Annotated in this window: 22 protein-coding genes; 4 read left to right on the forward strand and 18 right to left on the reverse strand. The window is 36.0% G+C overall.

The features are described 5' to 3' along the window. Positions 1-7: 7 nt before the first annotated feature. The 10 genes from ACN6MX_RS18345 to ACN6MX_RS18390 form a co-directional block, all read right to left on the reverse strand. The gene (locus ACN6MX_RS18345) at positions 8-1,441 is read right to left on the reverse strand and encodes an MATE family efflux transporter (RefSeq protein WP_419960246.1); all 1,434 of its coding nucleotides are present in this window, start codon (positions 1,439-1,441) and stop codon (positions 8-10) included. 231 nt (positions 1,442-1,672) lie between these two features. After that, positions 1,673-2,023 carry a hypothetical protein gene (locus ACN6MX_RS18350; protein ID WP_419960247.1) on the reverse strand — a complete coding sequence of 117 codons (351 nt, stop codon included), beginning with the start codon at positions 2,021-2,023 and terminating at the stop codon, positions 1,673-1,675. A gap of 97 nt (positions 2,024-2,120) precedes the next feature. Beyond that, entirely contained in the window at positions 2,121-2,597 is a 477-nt protein-coding gene (locus tag ACN6MX_RS18355) for a glutathione peroxidase (protein WP_419960248.1), read from the reverse strand. A 35-nt stretch (positions 2,598-2,632) separates the two neighbouring features. Then, positions 2,633-3,154 carry a tubby C-terminal domain-like protein gene (locus tag ACN6MX_RS18360; protein ID WP_419960249.1) on the reverse strand — a complete coding sequence of 174 codons (522 nt, stop codon included), beginning with the start codon at positions 3,152-3,154 and terminating at the stop codon, positions 2,633-2,635. A 58-nt stretch (positions 3,155-3,212) separates the two neighbouring features. Beyond that, on the reverse strand, positions 3,213-4,091 hold the full coding sequence (locus tag ACN6MX_RS18365; protein ID WP_419960250.1) for a DMT family transporter: 879 nt from the start codon (positions 4,089-4,091) through the stop codon (positions 3,213-3,215). Between the two features lie 125 nt (positions 4,092-4,216). Continuing rightward, complete coding sequence (locus ACN6MX_RS18370; protein WP_419960251.1) at positions 4,217-5,116, reverse strand: NAD-dependent epimerase/dehydratase family protein; 900 nt, start codon at positions 5,114-5,116, stop codon at positions 4,217-4,219. Then, complete coding sequence (locus tag ACN6MX_RS18375) at positions 5,113-6,072, reverse strand: NAD-dependent epimerase/dehydratase family protein (RefSeq protein ID WP_419960252.1); 960 nt, start codon at positions 6,070-6,072, stop codon at positions 5,113-5,115. The genes ACN6MX_RS18370 and ACN6MX_RS18375 overlap by 4 nt, the downstream gene beginning before the upstream one ends. A 170-nt stretch (positions 6,073-6,242) precedes the next feature. Further along, on the reverse strand, positions 6,243-6,887 hold the full coding sequence (locus tag ACN6MX_RS18380) for a hypothetical protein (RefSeq protein ID WP_419960253.1): 645 nt from the start codon (positions 6,885-6,887) through the stop codon (positions 6,243-6,245). Continuing rightward, the gene (locus ACN6MX_RS18385; protein ID WP_419960254.1) at positions 6,862-8,115 is read right to left on the reverse strand and encodes a glycosyltransferase family 4 protein; all 1,254 of its coding nucleotides are present in this window, start codon (positions 8,113-8,115) and stop codon (positions 6,862-6,864) included. Before ACN6MX_RS18385 ends, ACN6MX_RS18380 begins: the two co-directional genes overlap by 26 nt. A gap of 68 nt (positions 8,116-8,183) precedes the next feature. Further along, positions 8,184-8,543 carry a DUF4183 domain-containing protein gene (locus ACN6MX_RS18390; protein WP_419960255.1) on the reverse strand — a complete coding sequence of 120 codons (360 nt, stop codon included), beginning with the start codon at positions 8,541-8,543 and terminating at the stop codon, positions 8,184-8,186. A 164-nt stretch (positions 8,544-8,707) separates the two neighbouring features. Between ACN6MX_RS18390 and ACN6MX_RS18395 the strand changes: the two genes are divergently transcribed. The 4 genes from ACN6MX_RS18395 to ACN6MX_RS18410 all read left to right on the forward strand — a co-directional run bounded on the left by ACN6MX_RS18395 (position 8,708) and on the right by ACN6MX_RS18410 (position 11,352). Further along, complete coding sequence (locus ACN6MX_RS18395; RefSeq protein ID WP_419960256.1) at positions 8,708-9,079, forward strand: DUF4183 domain-containing protein; 372 nt, start codon at positions 8,708-8,710, stop codon at positions 9,077-9,079. Positions 9,080-9,194: 115 nt separating this feature from the next. Next, complete coding sequence (locus ACN6MX_RS18400) at positions 9,195-9,539, forward strand: hypothetical protein (protein ID WP_419960257.1); 345 nt, start codon at positions 9,195-9,197, stop codon at positions 9,537-9,539. A gap of 169 nt (positions 9,540-9,708) precedes the next feature. After that, positions 9,709-10,332, forward strand: coding sequence for a DUF1796 family putative cysteine peptidase (locus tag ACN6MX_RS18405; protein ID WP_419960258.1), 624 nt, complete (start codon positions 9,709-9,711; stop codon positions 10,330-10,332). A gap of 54 nt (positions 10,333-10,386) precedes the next feature. Further along, positions 10,387-11,352 (forward strand): polysaccharide biosynthesis protein, encoded by a 966-nt coding sequence (locus tag ACN6MX_RS18410; RefSeq protein ID WP_419960259.1) that lies wholly within the window; start codon positions 10,387-10,389, stop codon positions 11,350-11,352. Between the two features lie 83 nt (positions 11,353-11,435). Here the strand turns inward: ACN6MX_RS18410 and ACN6MX_RS18415 are convergent, their stop codons facing one another. From ACN6MX_RS18415 to clpP, 8 genes are all read right to left on the reverse strand, one after another. After that, the gene (locus ACN6MX_RS18415; protein ID WP_419960260.1) at positions 11,436-12,338 is read right to left on the reverse strand and encodes a DMT family transporter; all 903 of its coding nucleotides are present in this window, start codon (positions 12,336-12,338) and stop codon (positions 11,436-11,438) included. 101 nt (positions 12,339-12,439) lie between these two features. Then, the gene (locus ACN6MX_RS18420) at positions 12,440-13,885 is read right to left on the reverse strand and encodes a hypothetical protein (RefSeq protein ID WP_419960261.1); all 1,446 of its coding nucleotides are present in this window, start codon (positions 13,883-13,885) and stop codon (positions 12,440-12,442) included. A gap of 116 nt (positions 13,886-14,001) precedes the next feature. After that, a complete protein-coding gene (locus ACN6MX_RS18425; protein WP_419960262.1) occupies positions 14,002-14,196 on the reverse strand; it encodes a hypothetical protein in 195 nt (64 codons plus the stop codon). 53 nt (positions 14,197-14,249) lie between these two features. After that, on the reverse strand, positions 14,250-14,729 hold the full coding sequence (locus ACN6MX_RS18430; RefSeq protein ID WP_419960263.1) for a DUF2512 family protein: 480 nt from the start codon (positions 14,727-14,729) through the stop codon (positions 14,250-14,252). Between the two features lie 181 nt (positions 14,730-14,910). Beyond that, positions 14,911-15,699 carry a cytochrome c oxidase assembly protein gene (locus ACN6MX_RS18435; RefSeq protein ID WP_419960264.1) on the reverse strand — a complete coding sequence of 263 codons (789 nt, stop codon included), beginning with the start codon at positions 15,697-15,699 and terminating at the stop codon, positions 14,911-14,913. A gap of 6 nt (positions 15,700-15,705) precedes the next feature. Beyond that, positions 15,706-16,125, reverse strand: coding sequence for a DUF2243 domain-containing protein (locus ACN6MX_RS18440; RefSeq protein ID WP_419962661.1), 420 nt, complete (start codon positions 16,123-16,125; stop codon positions 15,706-15,708). A gap of 297 nt (positions 16,126-16,422) precedes the next feature. Next, the gene (locus ACN6MX_RS18445) at positions 16,423-17,466 is read right to left on the reverse strand and encodes a hypothetical protein (protein WP_419960265.1); all 1,044 of its coding nucleotides are present in this window, start codon (positions 17,464-17,466) and stop codon (positions 16,423-16,425) included. A 147-nt stretch (positions 17,467-17,613) separates the two neighbouring features. Next, positions 17,614-18,189 (reverse strand): ATP-dependent Clp endopeptidase proteolytic subunit ClpP, encoded by a 576-nt coding sequence (clpP, locus tag ACN6MX_RS18450; RefSeq protein ID WP_419960266.1) that lies wholly within the window; start codon positions 18,187-18,189, stop codon positions 17,614-17,616. Positions 18,190-18,202: the final 13 nt, after the last annotated feature.

An 18,202-nucleotide genomic window follows, 5' to 3' on the forward strand; every position in this document is an offset into this window, starting at 1 on the left:
AATCTGCCTAGCTCTCTCTTAGTCCATCTTCTTCTAACGTTGGCTGTATAAGAGCGAACCTTTCCCAGCGTCTGCTTTTCCATCTAAAGTACATAATTGTGGCACGAGTCCATTCATCCGCTGCTATTGCTAGCCAAACTCCAGCTAAACCTAAATCCAATACAAAGATTAAAAAATAGCCTAATGGCAAACTCATCATTACCATAGATAAGGCTCCCATAAATACTGGGAAAGTTGCATCACCAGCAGCACGCAAAGAATTGATAATTACTATATTTATTGTGCGCCCAGTTTCTAATATAAAACTTAGTAGTAGCACAGATGCTCCTATTTCAATAATTTCCTTATTGTCGGTGAATAGACCCATTAATGGATAACGTAGGATTATTACGATCGTTACCATTGTTATCGTAAAAACGATAGCCCACTTCACACTAAACCATACGGATTTATATGCTTCTTCTTTTTCATTTGCACCTACAAAACGTCCGACAATAATCGCTGTTCCCATTCCAATTGCGATAGCAAATAAGTACGTGAACATCGATATATTCACAGCGTATTGCCTTGCCGCTAATGATTCGGCTCCTAAATAAGTAACGTAGTATAAGAATACAATTTGACAGCCTTGATATAAGATCTGTTCAAATGCAGATGGAAGGCCAATTCGTAAAATCTTTTTAATATACTCTTTGGACATTGTGAAGTAATAATGAACTTGTACTCGATACTCCATCACTTGGTAAAGCAACCAGAAGAATACCAGTAACGCTATAAAACGACTTAGAACAGATGAAATAGCAGCACCTTGTACACCTAATTCTGGAAAACCAAATTTCCCAAAAATCAATACATAGTTTCCTATAACATGAATAATGTTCATCCCAAGAGAAACAAACATAGTCTGCTTCGTATAACCATGCACACGAATAATAGCCGCAAGAGCATTAATAATTGCCTGCAAAAAAATTGCCCCGCCGACAATAGTCAAATATTGATGAGCATGGACTAACACATCCCCATGCAAATTCATCGCAGTCATCATACTTTTAGAAAATATAATGAAACCGATACTAAGGAGAATCCCCACACATAAGTTTAATGTTACTGCCAAGCCGGAAATTTTCGATGCTTCTATATATCGCTTCGAGCCTAAATATTGAGAAACAACAATTGCCGCTCCATTTCCGACAACTTCTAATACTAAGATAGCTATATGAATATACTGATTTGCTGCTCCTACTCCTGATACGGCATCATCCGAAAGGGCACTGAGCATAAATGTATCTGCAATCCCCATTAACATAAATAAGAATACTTCTAAAAATATTGGCCAAGTCAAAGTGAATAAGCTTAACCTTTCACCTAAATTGTTCTTTTTAGTAACTACCACTGCGACTCCTTCTTTATCCTGAATTTTTAATAAGAAGAATCTTACCATAGAAAATGAATTTCTCCTATAGGTTACTTAATAGAAAAACGCAGGGTGCCTAAGTTTACGTAGTCAGTCCTATGATTGACATTGGGTACTGCTAGGTAAAGCGCTAGAAGAATGCTAAAGGTGCTCCTTGGCTTTTTTCGCAAGTCTGAAGCAAGAGCCAGAAAGTATATACTTTCTGGTTTTCAAAAAACACGTTTGACTATTCGTAAGAAGTCAAACGTGTACTATATATTATTCAATTCCGACATGCTTATAAATATATTCTTTGATTTCTGGAACAGATAACTCTATTTCATATGTTAAAAGGTTATCCTTCACATACGCTAATTTGTTTCCTTCTACAGCATCGGATTGAATGTGTAATATATTATCTATATATAATATCCCCTCATTGGTAATCATTTTATCATGATCACTCAATAAACCTTTGTCATTCAGTTCATCCTGAATTTCAGTCAAATTACTCCCTAATGCTTTCGATAAAACTTCACCAAGTTCATCTGCGTTTTTTTCGTTTTTTTCTAAGAAGTTACATATATAATACGCTAAAAGTGTTTGTTCTTTTTCTACTAATTCCCCCATCGTATCTCCCCATTTCATCTTTTTTTCCTGTTATTCCCTACCATTTCTAATTTCAAACATAAAAAAACTTGAATATCCCCTATTCAGGTTTTAATATTTAAGTCAAAATTATTTTTGCAATGTCTGCTTTTATCGATTCTGGGCTATCTGTTGGTGCGTATCTTTTAATAATATCTCCATTTTTATCGACAAGAAATTTAGTGAAGTTCCATTTAATGCTACTTGATAAGAATCCTTTGCTATTTGTCGTTAAATGCTGAAATAATGGATGTGCATCTTTTCCGTTAAGTTTCGTCATTTCATGCATAGGAAATGTGACACCATAGCTCATTCGGCATGCTTGTTCCGCTTCTTTCGCATTGCCTAATTCTTGTTTGAATTGATTGGAAGGGAATCCTAGTACAACGAGTCCATCACTCTTATAATCATTATATATTTTTTCAAGTCCATCAAACTGACCGCTTAGACCGCACTTAGTAGCCGTGTTAACAATGAGCATTGGCTTTCCCTTGTACTCATTTAACTCGTACTCTTCGCCATCTGATTTTTTTACTTTAATATCGTAAATACTCATACTGCTCACCCCTTGATCTATTTAAATATTTTATATTAAGATCCTATAAACAAAGCACACTGACAAATTGCGATAAAGAATGCTGCATTATTTACAGGAGAATTGTCCTTCACTTCAAGTTGAATTTTAAATACCCCATCAAGATTTGCTTTCCACCTTGCAATCTCATTTTCATTATAAACAAATTTAGACCAATCTTCCATTTCCTTGTCTAATCTAATCTGTATATTACCATCCGTGATTAGTAAATCTGGGACGAGCTCTTTCCACTTGTCATACGCAACTATATATTTCTTATGTTCGATTTTGTCGAACGCTTCAAAATAGACCTTTCCTTTACGAGATATTTTCTTACACATAAATATTAACTGACCTTTTGTGTCGTAAACGTTATACCAAAGAAAGTAGCGGTAATCCATTACTTTATCTAGCCTTTTTTTAAAACTGTTCGAATAATATCGTTGAAATGTATAAACGATTTCTCCCTTTTCGTTATAAACAGAGGTTTTCGGAGTCTCCTCAATATCAATAGGTTGTTCATATGTATAGTTAGCCACGAAATCCCTCCTGTAAAAAATATACCATAACTCGACTTTATTATTTCCCGGGAAACAATTAATCTATTTTATAAGTTAGTGGCTTCGGACCAATTAAAGTATAAATAATCCCTCCAAAGACTAGCAATATTCCGACGGATTGCAATACAGAAGGGCGGAAATCCAATAAAATTGTATCTAATAAAATTGCAACAATAGGGTCGACAAAAACTAAAGCAGAAATGACAACCGTCGATAACTTTCTTAAACTATTAAAAAATAAGTAGTATACAAAACCTGTATGTATTAAACCTGTTCCTAATATGTACAGCCAATTGGATTCGGTCAAACCTTGAAACACATCAAAGTCCATAAAAGGCAATAGAATTACAATTCCGATTCCGGTCTGGATAAATGTCATCGCAAAGGCACTTAATCCGCTAATCCCTTTACCAAGCAGCATGGTCATTGCATAGCAAAATGCAGAAAGTATAGCCCATACAAACCCTGACCCTATAAAGTCTGAGAACGTCCCAATACTGTCATACCCTATAATACAAACACTACCGAGGAAGCAGACAATTATTGCTAGCAACGATTGTACTGACATCTTTTCCTTCAAAAGTATAGTTCCTAATATTAATACAAAGATTGGTGCAAGATTATAAATAGAAATGGCTATCGTAATGGACATTCTTTCGAAAGCTATAAATAGAAAAACCCAATTCAGCACTAAAAACACTCCACAAACTAGCGTCTGTAAAACCTCTGACTTTTTCCAAGCTTCCACCTTATACCGACCGGTTATTAACCAACAAAAGCCTAAAAAAACTGTCGCACAAATACAACGAACAAAGACCAATTCTGCTGCTGGGATACCAGTATTTCCTGTAAAAAATCCTATAGAACCAAATATGGCCATAGAAAGTGCCATTTGGAGCATTGCCGATATATTCATGAATGTCACCTTTCCCATCTAAATTATGAATTGCATTCTTACTCACACCACAAAGCAATGCTCATGAATATTACAAATTCATGAGCATCGCTTACGAAACTGGCTACACAAATAGATTTTACCATCTATATGAGCAGGTTGCGCTGATAATTTAGAATATCCTCCACTGACTTTTCAAACGGGATGAGAGCTTGCATATTTTCTATTAAAAGATCTGAAGGGGGGGTGCTCACTTTCACTTCTAATTTATCCTCTACAGACTCTACGGTGAAACTAACACTTGAAATGGCCTGCAGACTACTAGTAACTTCTTTTAAATATCTGGATAATCCCGTGGTCATATCATGTATACTACCAGATCGACCCTTATTAAATAAGATTTCATATCCAAAAACTGCATCACGGACATCGAGAAAATCCCGACTTGCCAATAAATTATTTACTCTGAGTACTTTTTCTGCTCCGAGTAGCTCCATTTCTGCTACCTTTAGAGCTAAAAGGGAGCATACACCGTTAGACTTTCCAGGACCAATTAAATTAGAAGGCTTTACAATAACAATATTCATTTCATATAATAATTCCCATGATTGTGCTATCAAAACTTGTAGAGTTTTACTCAAGCTATATGGATGATTGAGGGTTGTAATATCATTTACATCATATTGAAGTGCAGACCCAACGACTAAAGTTTTACATTCAGGTACTTGCTGGCGAATGGCTTCCAGCAAGTAAGCAGTGGACATAGTATTTATTTCTAAAGAGGCAACTGGATTTGTCCATGACGAGGGTACATGATTTTGTCCAGCCAAATGGAGGACTCTATCTGGTTTGTTCTTTTGTATCAGATCGGTTAATTCATTTTTATTGGTTAGGTCACATGTTTCGATACGAATTTGATCGCTTTCTATTTTAGATGGTTGTCTAGAGACGCCAATTACTTCGTATCCCGCTTGGTGGAAATGATGACAGGCATGAATACCTGTAAAACCTGTTGCACCGGTTATTAATAACTTCGGCTTAGTCATCCCATTTGCTCACTCTCAAAATATGTGCCAGTCATATCACTTTCAAGAGGTTGTTGAAATGCATAGGTTTCTTTCAACCCATCTTCAATAGTATATAGTGGCTTCCAGCTTAAGAGACTTCTAGCTTTATTATTGCATAAGCAGCTATGCTTAATATCGCCTTCTCTTGGAGCGGTAAATTCTCTTAGAATGGAAATCCCGTGAATTTCTGTTAAAAAGGCTAGTATTTCATTGATAGATGTTCTTTGTGATGTACTTATCTGTATCGTTTCTTGGTCACCCTTCTCCAGTGCCGCAATATTGGCAGCTACAATATCCTTAACGTATATAAAGTCCCTCGTTTGCTGTCCATCGCCATGCACATTGATATGTCCACCTTTTCGAAGTCGATCGAAAAATACAGACACTACTCCACCTTCTCCTTTAGGCAATTGCCGTGGACCGTATACATTTGCGTATCTTAAAATTGTATATGACTGTCTATAAAGCTCATAGAAAAGCCTTATGTAAGACTCTGCAGTTAACTTGGACAGTCCATAAAAGGAAGCAGGGACTGTGATTTCTTCTTCCGAAAGTAACTCATTGGTTAAATTTCCGTATACTGCCGAGGTACTGGCAAAAATAAATTTCCCCACTTTTGCTTTACGGCAAGCTTCCAACATATTTAATGTTCCAATAATATTTACGTCACCATCATACTTAGGATATTGTACAGATTTCCCAACATCCGCTTGTGCAGCTAAGTGATAAAATGCATCTGGTCGAATATTCATTATGATTTTACTTGCTTCCTCGCTACATATATCGACGACATATAATTGTGCTTGTGGATTGATATTTTCCTTCTGGCCGGACACCAAATTGTCTATAATATGAACCTCAATACCTCTGTCTATAAGTGCATCAACAAGATGAGAGCCTATGAAGCCTGCCCCCCCTGAAACTATTACTTTCATGCTCAATCTCCTTTTGGCTTTTCCATAATATATGCAAGTTGAACAGAAAGATGGGGACGTGCGCCTGCGAAAAATGAAAGTCTATCACTATCTAATGCAAGTTTCAGCTGAATTGCATAGTCCTAAAAAAAATGAATGAATCATAATAGAATCATTCATCCAAGTATATGTTATGAATTTTTGTTGTTAAATTGGTGTTTCATAATGATAGGAGAAGCCATGTTCCGTCGCTTAGTCCATACCTCCATATTTGTTTGAGAGTTGGGAACAGCGTAGGAATCAGGGAGATTTTTCATAATTTCTTCCCACACTCGATTATCTACAAACACTTTTGTATTTGCTTTTGAGGGAGAGAATATATCCTCGTAATACTCACTACTCATTGGTTTCATTAATTTTATCGTGATAGTTGGAGGAATCTCATACTCTTCCGGCAAATGACTTAGAATTTCTGTCCATATAGAACGATCCACGAATAAGTTTGGAGTAGCTGGTGAATATGGAAACAACAAGCTATAGTAATCTGACTTCATCGGTTTAAACAAGTCAAGCGTAGAAGGATTCGGAAACACTGTTTCCTTTGGAATGGAACTGTCTATCTGATCCCAAACCTCTTTTACAATAGCTACCTCTGACTCCATTCCATTACTAGTAAACCTGGAGTTATAATTTTCCGATGAAATAATAGTGTCTTCTTTTATTTTTTCCGTTACAGCCGAGTTTCTTTTTGAATTCCAGATGCTCTCCCACCAGTTCTTACATTTGTAAAATAGAGCGATAATAAAAAGCTTAATGTATTGGATTATTCGAGACATCTTGGTCACCATTCTTCCTAATTGAAACAGCCTCATTATACACTTCTAGTAAACTTTTTATGCCTTGATCAATAGACCAATGCGTCATGCCCCATTTTTTTGCATTAGTTCCCAGTTTCTTTCTTAGCTGTTCATCACTTAGTAGTAAGTTTAAGTTTTCAAACAACATATTAGAATCCCCTGGTGGCGTCAATAAACCTGTCACCTTATGCTGTACCATTTCAGGCAGACCGCCGACATCACTGACTATTGTGGCTTTCCCTGCAATCTGTGCTTCAATTAGTGACAGTGGTTGGTTTTCTAATAATGTTGGCAATACATAAACATCTGCTTTTCCCAATAAAGCCGGAACATCGTCACGCTTCCCTAGAAACTGAACGTAATCATCTAAACCAAGCACCTTACTTTTAACCCGAAGTTTAGATTCTCTATCCCCCGACCCAACTATCCAACAAGCCCAATCTTGACGTTCCTTTTTTAGCTTCCCTAAAGCATCTAGCAAATATTGAATTCCTTTTAAATCAGTAAGCCTTCCTGTATAGATAATCATCTTTTTGTTTTTGGGAGGTGTAATAAGTGATTTTACTTTCATTTGTTTTATAAAGTTTTCAGTATCAAAGCCATAATGAAGTATTTTTATCTGTTCCTCTACCACTTTAAATTCATCGATTAATATATTTTTCAACCAGTTGTTCGCTACAATGGTTATTTCTGCTGCATTTGCTCCCAGTTGTTCTAAATCATCGTAATACGCTCTCGCAATATAAGAATTAGGGGTTTTATGAATAGTAGTTAATTGATGATGAATTTCATGAGCTACAGAACCATGTAAAGTAGCAACTATTGGTATATGTTTGGGACGAATTCGATCAATACAAGCTGTAGCAATAACATCCTGTGTGTGTATCAAATCATAATTATCTAAACCAAAGTAAGCTGTTCCTAATTCGAAAATATATCGTTGAAACTCTGTGTATTCGACTAATTTATTTTCATAAATTTCCGGATAATTATCTTTGTTTATTTTGGCTTGAAGTAAAGGCAACAACTTGTCTCTTGATATCTTTTTATCTGTGCCAATCATATGGATATTCAAATTGTCCTCATCATACCCAAGCATATGAACTTCATGCCCAAGTTGTTCTAACTTCTTTTTCAATTGAACCATATAGTTCCAAACTCCACCTAAATGGGGAATAGACCAATATGTGGCTAGCAAAATTTTCAAGTTATACATCTCCCCGTTTAACCGCATACTCTATATTTATTTCTATTAGCTCTACTGTGTGTGGGCTATTAAATTTGAATCATTTGAAGAATAATAGGACACCCCTTTTCAGGTGCATCTTCTGTTAATAAGACCAACATTCCCTCAGTTACTCGATAATTTACTTTCGGTTGTAAAACCCCGTTAATAAAAAGATTCATGTAGGAAACAGTTATCGGATTCACAATTTGTTGATTGCCGTACCCAGTAATAGCATCCTGTTCTGTATATACTTTCTTTACACCATCGGATAACACAAAAAATTCAGTCGTAATAACCTCTCTATGGTTTAATACCTTGGACTCTGCCTTATTTACCGTTAAGGGAATGATTAAAGGCTGTGAAAAATAAGCAGATGCTTTCCGTGGAACGTACGGTTGGTTTTTCATTTCTTCCCTCCTACCAACTGAAGTAAAGTTAGTGTATCCATTTAAAATCAAAAATGTGTTTACCTTAGGACCTTTTTCTCATTTTTCAAGAAATACTCATCCGCCCATAACTCCTACCCACTTTGAGTCATATGTTGAAAGAGAAATAAAAAGGAGGAACACGCTTGGCTTTAAAAATTGTTAAATTAGCTATTACGCCAAAACAAACTATTTCAACTTCACCCACTGTCGCTCGTTATTTTCATGAGGTACCAGAAACAATAACAGATGTTACCACTCATAAGATTAGTGCCTCAGATTTTTTAGATGATCAAGGGGAAACGACACAATCATTACCAACTCTAAATTTAAATAATAGCTATTTTAATGTATATATAAATGGCGTACTACAGATGGATGAAAACTTTTCATATACTGCCGGAGAGGATGGAATAGGCTCCTTACTTATCTCTCTCCCAGAAGCTTCTGAAATTCCTAAAGGTACACCAATTATTATGGAGACAGTCAACTTTCATCCAGAGATAGTATCAGATTAGACAGGGTAACCTGTCTTTTTTTGTTTGAAGAAGATTATATTTATACTATTTTTCCCGTAGCAATCTTACAAACGAGAATAGGATAGACTATCTTTGTTTAAAAGGAGGGAAACCTGTGGCAGGTACAAAAACGTTCATTAATGAAACAACAGCAAACTTTCAAGTTACACTTTTCATCAGGGCTGGAGAAAACCCGGTGAACCAAGACGGCTCAGAATCTTTTACATTAGAGGCAGGAGAAACCGTTACTATTACCTATGGAAACGAGACAGATAGTTTTTTAAATGGAATTTTGTTATTTACGATAGCAGCTGGAGATTTATATAGCAGTATCGAATTTACCACGATTGAAGACAGTTTACTGGATGTTCTATTAAATACAAATAGCATCATTACTATTACCAAACAACAAACAGAATACATCTTAACTGGAAGTAATCCTCCCCCACCTACTCCTTAACGCTCCTTTATAAGATAATCTCGGAAAATTCCGAGGTTATCTTTTTCACTGCATAAAAATATTTTCTACTTATAGGAAACTAGCCCCTGCTCTCTTTCATTGTGTCGCATTAACTATTAAATAAGGTGTATACGACGCCTTATAACGCAAGACAAAGGGGGTGAAACAAATGGATTTAAGTCAACTTAAAGGAGAATATGATGCCATATTTAGTCTAGGAGATCTTTGCTTAGCCTCCATCCAACTGAAAAAAAATAACTTAAGACCTTACTCAGGCGTTCTAGATTGGATGGCCAGTCCTGAACTATCCCAGGTAAATGAGCTATTAGAAAATCGATTTATAGGTTTCCTCGATTATGACAATCTACGTGTTATCGGATATGCTGATACATTTATATGCGTTTCAGATGATGGCTATAATCTTGTTTCCAATCATGATTTTGATGGAGAAAAAAATACACTAACTTATTTAGGTGCCTATGCGGAAGTAATGGAAAAATACGAACGAAGAATTCAGCGCTTTCTTTCAGAAATGGATAATGCCAAACGAATACTATTTGTCCGAACAGAAGGGTCGCTAGAGGACGCGGCAGTTTTACAAGATGTCCTTTCTAAATTAGTAAAACACGACTTCAGCATTTTACTCATTAACCACACATATGTCCAAGGAATTGTAGAAAAAAGTTGGCCTTTAGAAAAAGTTTGTTCGATTGAGTTTCCTAATAAAGATAAATGGGAAGGAAATCATGACTTATGGAAAGAGGTGTTAAGCGGGGTTCGTTTGCGTACATGACCAAATATAGCGAATGACTCTAAAAAATCAATCAATTATTAGGGAGGAAAAATAGTGTTTACCAATACAACAATATTGATAACCGGGGGGACAGGCTCATGGGGAATTGAACTAATCAAACAACTTCTTCTTCTTGACCCTAGGAAAATTATTGTTTTTTCAAGAAATGAAAATAGACAAGTCATGATGCGAAGAAGTTTTGCAGATACAAGAATACAATTTAATATTGGGGATATACGAGATAAAAGTGCACTTTCTTCAGCCTGTGCTGGGGTAGATTATGTGTTTCACTTAGCTGCACTTAAACATGTACCCGTTTGTGAGGAAAATCCTTTAGAAGCTATAAAAACGAATATAGTTGGAACACAAAATGTAATTGAAGCTTCCATAAAGAACCAAGTCAAAAAAGTAATTTACGTTTCTACAGATAAAGCAGCAGACCCGGCTAATACGTATGGAATGACAAAGGCACTTGGGGAAAAACTGATTCTGTATGCAAACGAAATGGGTTCGCCCACTAGGTTCTTATGCATTCGAGGAGGGAATGTGCTTGGAAGCAGCGGCAGTGTATTACCAATTTTCATCAGACAATTAGAAGAAGAAAATCAAATCCTAATTACCGATAAAAGAATGACACGGTATTTTGTCACGCCTCAACAGGCGATCAAAACCCTTCTTCAGGCTACAGAGTTAGGAAATGGAGGAGAGATTTTTGTTATGCATATGAATGCTTGTAATATACTCGACTTGGCTGAAGTACTTATTGAGTATTATCACAAAGAAGATGTCCGGATCCTAGAAATCGGTGCCCGAGTTGGAGAAAAGACCCATGAGGTACTAATCGCGGAAAACGAAATACCAATGGCCACTGTATTCAACAAAGATTTAATAAAAATCGATTCCTCAATTCCTACCAACAAAAATTTGTCTGTACCTGCTATTCTAATAGACACGAAACAAAAACTAATGACTAAACAAGAGATTAAAGAATTATTAGTAGAAGGCGGCTTTCTGAAGTAAAAGATGCATATCAAATTAAACTAAACATCTCGCAACTAAAAAGCAAACTAAATGATGCAAAAAACTAGACCCACTAAGATTGTCTAGTTTTTTTGCATTTTACTTTTCGGATAACGATTCATCTGCTGCACGATAAATAAAAACACACCAACGAGCACTAAAACACCACCAACAATTTGCCAGCCTACTAGTCGCTCACCTAGGAAAATAGCAGCAAGGATAGTTGCCCCTACTGGCTCTCCTAAAATACTCATAGATATTGTTGTAGCAGTTACATAATTCATTAGCCAGTTGTTTATCAAGTGAGAAATTGTCGGTACAACTGCCAACAATACGAAAATTCCCCATTCTTTTAAATCATAGCCTCCCATTACAACGCCTGTCAGTAAGTTATAGACAACGAGTGCAATGGCGGCAAATCCAAAAACAGTGAAACTATAAATCCAATGAGAAACTTTTTTCACCGCTTTTTGGCCAATCAATAAATATCCTACAACAGCAATAACGCTTAGAAAAGAAAGAATATCTCCAAGAATGGCATTCCTACTTAGGCCAAAATCTCCCCACCCAACCATAACTGCGCCTATTACTGCAACACCCATAGTCATAAGTGCCGATTTCGTCGTTCTCTCTTTAAAGATAATGGCACCACCAATTAAGGCGATAATAGGTTGCAATGCCAGAATAATAGTGGAACTTGCTACTGTTGTCAGTTTTAAAGAACCGAACCATAAAGCAAAATGTAAAGCTAAAAACATACCCGCAAAAAACAGCAGTAGCCATTCTTTATTTGTTAGTTTTTTAAACTCCGCCCTTTTAAACCAAACGACTGGCAGTAGCAAAAGAGCCGCTAAAATCATTCGATACATGCTTAATATTGTAGCCGGTGCATGAGACCACTTCACAAAAATTGCTGCAAATGATATCGCTATAATGGAAATGATTAATGGTAACACAATTGATTTAGATGTATTTTCTTGATTCACTTCTTTGCTCCGTTCTTTTACTTTTCTATGTCATATAATAATATACTGGATATAGCTTAAAATAGTAAATACAAAAAACTTCTCATCCATTGATAAGAAGTTTAAAATCGATCTCTCTTCCAGTTTCTAAATCCATCATAAATTCTTTTACCGCCCGTGTAAACAATTAAGGCGATAGATAGACCAATTCCCGTTAACGATGTAATCAGTGCTATCCATTCAAAAAAAGAATAACCAGGCACCTTCGCCCAATCTGTTTTCCCTTTCCAATCCTCAATAACTAAATTCATCCCATAAATACCGGAAACTACTGTAAAAATAGTTAACATAAATAACATTGAATTCTGCCGTTTGTCTGATAGATTGTCTTGAGCACGGTATAAATCATCTACAGTTTTCTTCACTTCCTCGAAAAGATTCTGCAAACGGAATACTTCCCGTAACTTCTGTGTTAGCTCTTTTCCTTCCGTTCTAGTAGAAACCTCTTCAAAATAATAATGTGAATCGAATTTTGATATGAGTTCGATTAATTCCTCCACATATTTTTTATCCTTTGACCAACTAACTTCACTATGCTCAAAAGAAACTTTCAACAGCATAATTTTATAGTAGTAATGAAGCATTAAATTATAATAATTCACACTCATAAATTGAGAAATTCTTTGCTCTAATTGCTCTTTTTTCTTAATAGAAAGAGTAGCTTGAGTATGTTCGGAAGTAATTGTATATGTATGCGGTGCCCATCGGTCATAAATACGATTATCCACATATCGCTTCACGTAATCAGGATTGGAGCTTGAAATAAATTCATTTCCATTTATATCCTTTCCATCTAAATGAGCCAAACGAAACAACTGATCCTCTGTAATTTCAGATTTATCGTTCGCGATTAAAAATATTGAACTATGCATTCTTTCATCTTCAAAGTATGGGAGACTACCATAATAACCAGCTATCTTTTCATTATGGATGATAAACGCTTTTAAAGGCTGACATATATAATCAAAAACGAGCTCATTTGTAGTTTGGAACAGTTTGTTTTTTTGGTGAATTTGAGTACCTTTATCGGAAGCAAGCTTAGGCTCTAACACTCGAAAATGAGCGATATGATCTAATATATTCGAGAAGGTCTCCTGATCTTCAGCCATAGAAGCACGTAGAGTAACTATACCAATACCAAAAGGACATAAAATAATATCCACACTGTTAATGATAAAATTGATTTTATTGCCATTCACTTCATATATAAATGGTTCTTCTATTACTTTTGAGTAACGCAAAAAGCCTCTATTATCAGTCTTAACAGGAAATAATTTATCTTCAATGAATGGTAAAAAGAATTGGTCCAATTCCTCATTTACGATTTTTATACTATCTCCATAATATTTTCCTTGTAGTTCTTCTTTATCTAAAGTGAAGAAGGTGAAATGATGCTTTTCAAGCTGCTCCATTAACTTTTGCCGATCTTTCTCTCGAAAAGAGAACGGAAATAGATAAGTCATATATGCATTAGTAATATCCAAAGGAAGAATCTCTAACCCATCCATTTCATTCACCTACTTTTTGTTGTTATTCTTCTTTACCTTACTTATTCTGTTCATAAACCAAAAATACAGTCATTCCTAAAGGTTCCTTTAGGAATGACTGTATTAGAAGCAAGTTATTACTTAAAGTTATTGTTATTATTGTTGTTGCGGTTATTATTACGTTCATTTTGGTTGTTATTTTTATTTTGTTCGTTTTGGTTTTGCTCGTTTAAATTGTCAAAGTTGAAATCCTCACCGAACTCAGCTGGATTATTTTGGTTGTTGTTGTTGCGATTATTGTTGTTATTATTGCGGTTATTATTATTTCCCATGGCTGCTCACCTCCCTGACCATATTAGAATGGTCCAAAAGGTGAATTATATACTCAACCTTTAAATTTTTTGTTAGTGTTATTTTCTTGTCTTTGATTAGAAATAGAATCAGTATCCACTTCTTCCGCAAATTCTGTTTGTAAGTTCGTCCGGTTGTAATACCCTGCTTTTTCATCGGGGTTAGATTTCCTCGGTTCGAAGATATTTGTGTCCATATACCGGTGTAACAGGAGTTCCCCTACCATTAATAACAGTGCAGAAACAAAAGAAGCTGTCCCCAAAGCTATTGGTTGCTCATATATATAAGATCCCAGAAGGTAAATAGCTGCATAAGCAATAACAAAGTCGCCTATTGCCACCCACACATTTCCTATTATAGGTAACAAAAAGACATCTCCTACATATCCTACTATCGAAAGAACCACACTAGTAATGAGGACGTCTGTAAAAGATACATTATAAAAGATACCTAAAATAATCCATAACACTACCGTGATCATTACAAACTTCATCAAAAAAGATCTCGTATACATCAGTGTTTACCACCTTCATTAAATGATTCTCCGTTTTTGGTCTGCTGTATATCACCTTGTTTGAAGGCCTGTTGTATGGCAAACCACTCATTTAATTGTTTATAACTCATACCTGAGTTTTCATTTAATCTCTTGACTTCCTCAATATCCGTTCCGACAACGGTGAATTTTTTATAATCACTTATAATAGATCCTTCCCTTCGATTTTGAATGTAGGACGAGTTTTTTTAAACCATTGATAAAACAATATAAGAATTATCCCTACCTCCACAGTATCTCCACCGTAGTACATAATCATGCTACCTAATTCTGCTTGAGCTTTTAACACACCACTTGGCGGATTCGCATAAATATATTTCGATAAAATCGCATGACTCGCTAGAGCAAAAAGAAAGACGACTGTACGATATAAATAACTTTTTCTTAAAGGTGTTGATTCAATGGAAATAATAGAAACCGTAAACACATACCCAGCCAGAAAAATATGTACATGAATAATTACATACAGGAACATATTTTGGTGCATCATATCAAACAAATCAGTTGTGTAAAGAACCCACAAACCACCAATGTTTAATAAAGAAGTGGTAATAGGATGTTGAACAAAATGAAGAAGGCGTAGGCGTAGAACTGCCGTGAGTTTTCTTGCAATATGTACATTAATTGTTCGCAACAGAAGTGTTATCGGGGCACCTAAAGCCATCAAAAGTGGCGCTACCATACCAAGTAATACATGGCTAATCATATGGGCAGAAAAATCCTTGTGTGCCATATCTGCAATGGGACCAATTACTGCGAGCATTGCAAAGAATATGCCAAAGTTCCAGGCTACCACTCGGTAAGCAGGCCATGGTTTTTTCTTTTTCCTGGATAGACCTAGCGCCACAATGTAATAAACGAATAACAATATAAAAGGAACTGATAAAAAAACTTGGAGACTAGCCACAGAATACTGTTCGTGAGTGTGCACCTAAAGTCAGTCCTTCCTTTCATGATTTGTGCGATAAATAAAAATAACCCCGATAATAATCATTAAAGCAGCTAAAATATTCCACACCAAATCATAAGGAAGTATATCCACTTCATAACGAATTTGGTGTAAACCCATCATTTTATGTTGGATAATTCCGTCATACAGTTGAAAAACACCTGCACCTAGAAGGATTCCCCCTACCCATCTCTTCACCCAAAAGGCATGTCGACGATGAAGATCTGCGAGTAAAAATGATGCTCCTATCGTAGCTATAAAGCTAAATGCATGAAAAAGCCCATCCGATACTAGTCCAATATCGGTTGTAGATTTATCATAAAAATGATGCCAATGAAGAAGTTGATGAAATACTACTTCATCTATAAATGCTACAATCCCTAGTCCAAACAAAATGCCAGTCCACATATTCTGTTTGGCATATACTTTTTGGTGTGGGTTTTGTTTATGATTAGAAGAGTTATTTATAAAAACTGTCATCTTTAACACCCTTTTTAACCAAGCTTCGCCTTACTGATAAGGATTTAAACTATCTGTCACCATCCTACAACTCTTAGAAACAGGTTAGTGCATTTTTGGATAACTAAAGATAAGGTACATTCCTATCTTTAAAACCACGAACCCAGTGTTCATGCTACATTTTTATGCTTTCTTATTAAACTAAAAAAGCAACTGAAACTATTTCAGCTACTTTTTTAAGTAAATTTATAGGCTACCTACATACTTCAAATTTTCTACCGACCGTTCATCAGCCTTGCCATCTAAAATATATTCGACATCTTTCAGTGTTTGGGACAGTGAAACCTCTTGTCCGGCTTGGCCCGTGAAGGTCTCTGCAACATAAAAAGGTTGCGTAAAGTAAGCTTCTAATCGTTCTCCACGTTCGTAGGTCTCCAATTCATTACTTCGAATTTTATCTAATCCATGGACAACAACTAACGATCGAAGCTCTTTATAACGTCTAAGTAATTTCTGCGCTCGCTGCCTTAAGTTAAAGTGACGTTGATCCACGTCCACTCCTTCCACGAGTGACGAAGTGGAAGTAATAGGTTGAATAGCGGGATAGAGATGACGTGCTGCAAGGTCAGCATCCAATTGCCATACTGTTTCTAGTGGTCCAAAAGGAATATCCTCATCGACTACTTCTCCAGAAAGGTCTAATAATATTGTGGTGACTTTTTTAATTCCCTCTTTAATCATTTTTTCCTGCAGATCAAATAACTGACCAGAAACCACATAACTATTATCTGTTATCAACAGGATATCCCCAGAAATTTCGGATAACTTCGAAAATGTCTCTTCAGTTGATTTAGTTAAATAATTCGCTAGCCCAGTAATACCCTCTGTCTCAAGCTCATCACGATGTTTTTGGGGCAATAAAAATACTGTAGTATAATCGCTATCCTTAAATCTGTGCATAACTTCTGCAAGAATAACAAGCTGCCCCATTCCAGGTCGTGCAACTAAACCCGTGGTCCCTTCTTTCACTAATGGTGCAAAAAAGTCTAATGCTTTAATTTTTGTTTCAATCATATTCAGCTTCTCTCCCCGTATGATTAATTCATCTACCGTACAATTCGCTAAAGAAGCTAGACCTACAAGGGTCCTAACCTCCGCTTTTCCCAAATCAATCTTCCCAGTACATAAATTCGAAACAGTCGCAGCTCTAATTCCTATAGATTTCGCCGCTGTCGTCAAATTGGGTACCTTTCTTCTTAATAATGCAACGTTCAGTCGTATATCTTCCACATTACCCCTCCTTCGTTACTTTTAATAGTAAAATAAATTACTCTAAAATGCAACTATATTTTCTTTTCAAAGTAATTATTTTTACTCCATAATAATGATGTCCGATACAAAAAACTCCTCACCAATTAGGAGAGGAGTTCTAAATCGTTATACAATTTGGTCGATAATGCCGTAGCTCATTGCCTCTTCAGCTGTCATAAAATAATCACGGTCGGAGTCTTTGGCTATTTTTTCAATGGTCTGACCTGTTCGTTCTGAAAAAATGCGATTAATTCTTTCTTTCATAAGAAGAATACGTCTAGCACTGATTTCAATATCACTCGCCTGGCCTTGTGCTCCTCCGAGTGGTTGGTGAATCATAATTTCACTGTTCGGTAAGGCAAAACGTTTTCCTTTTGCACCTGCAACTAATATGGTTGCACCAAACGAGGCAGCCATTCCTGTACAAATGGTACGGACATCTGGTTTAATGATTTGCATCGTATCATAAATCGCAAATCCGGAACTTACCGAGCCTCCCGGACTGTTGATATATAAAGAAATATCTTTTTCGGGATCATCTGCTTCTAAAAACAACAGCTGCGCCACGATATTATTAGCAACGACGTCATTGATTTCGGATCCTAGGAAAATAATACGATCCTTCAACAATCTCGAATAAATATCATATGAACGCTCGCCATGTCCTGTTTGCTCTACAACATATGGAATAAGGTTTGACATTTTCTTTCCCCTT

The organism is Psychrobacillus sp. BM2, from assembly GCF_048572895.1.
Classification (GTDB): domain Bacteria; phylum Bacillota; class Bacilli; order Bacillales_A; family Planococcaceae; genus Psychrobacillus.

Coding starts and splice junctions, on each gene's coding strand:
- ACN6MX_RS18440 (WP_419962661.1), bottom strand. CDS start 16,125: ATGTGGACTGGCATTTTGTTTGGACTAGGGATTGTAGCATTTATAGAT.
- ACN6MX_RS18370 (WP_419960251.1), bottom strand. CDS start 5,116: ATGACTAAGCCGAAGTTATTAATAACCGGTGCAACAGGTTTTACAGGT.
- ACN6MX_RS18425 (WP_419960262.1), bottom strand. CDS start 14,196: ATGGGAAATAATAATAACCGCAATAATAACAACAATAATCGCAACAAC.
- ACN6MX_RS18345 (WP_419960246.1), bottom strand. CDS start 1,441: ATGGTAAGATTCTTCTTATTAAAAATTCAGGATAAAGAAGGAGTCGCA.
- ACN6MX_RS18375 (WP_419960252.1), bottom strand. CDS start 6,072: ATGAAAGTAATAGTTTCAGGGGGGGCAGGCTTCATAGGCTCTCATCTT.
- ACN6MX_RS18350 (WP_419960247.1), bottom strand. CDS start 2,023: ATGGGGGAATTAGTAGAAAAAGAACAAACACTTTTAGCGTATTATATA.
- ACN6MX_RS18420 (WP_419960261.1), bottom strand. CDS start 13,885: ATGGATGGGTTAGAGATTCTTCCTTTGGATATTACTAATGCATATATG.
- ACN6MX_RS18355 (WP_419960248.1), bottom strand. CDS start 2,597: ATGAGTATTTACGATATTAAAGTAAAAAAATCAGATGGCGAAGAGTAC.
- ACN6MX_RS18405 (WP_419960258.1), top strand. CDS start 9,709: ATGGATTTAAGTCAACTTAAAGGAGAATATGATGCCATATTTAGTCTA.
- ACN6MX_RS18380 (WP_419960253.1), bottom strand. CDS start 6,887: ATGTCTCGAATAATCCAATACATTAAGCTTTTTATTATCGCTCTATTT.
- clpP (WP_419960266.1), bottom strand. CDS start 18,189: ATGTCAAACCTTATTCCATATGTTGTAGAGCAAACAGGACATGGCGAG.
- ACN6MX_RS18390 (WP_419960255.1), bottom strand. CDS start 8,543: ATGAAAAACCAACCGTACGTTCCACGGAAAGCATCTGCTTATTTTTCA.
- ACN6MX_RS18365 (WP_419960250.1), bottom strand. CDS start 4,091: ATGAATATATCGGCAATGCTCCAAATGGCACTTTCTATGGCCATATTT.
- ACN6MX_RS18430 (WP_419960263.1), bottom strand. CDS start 14,729: ATGTATACGAGATCTTTTTTGATGAAGTTTGTAATGATCACGGTAGTG.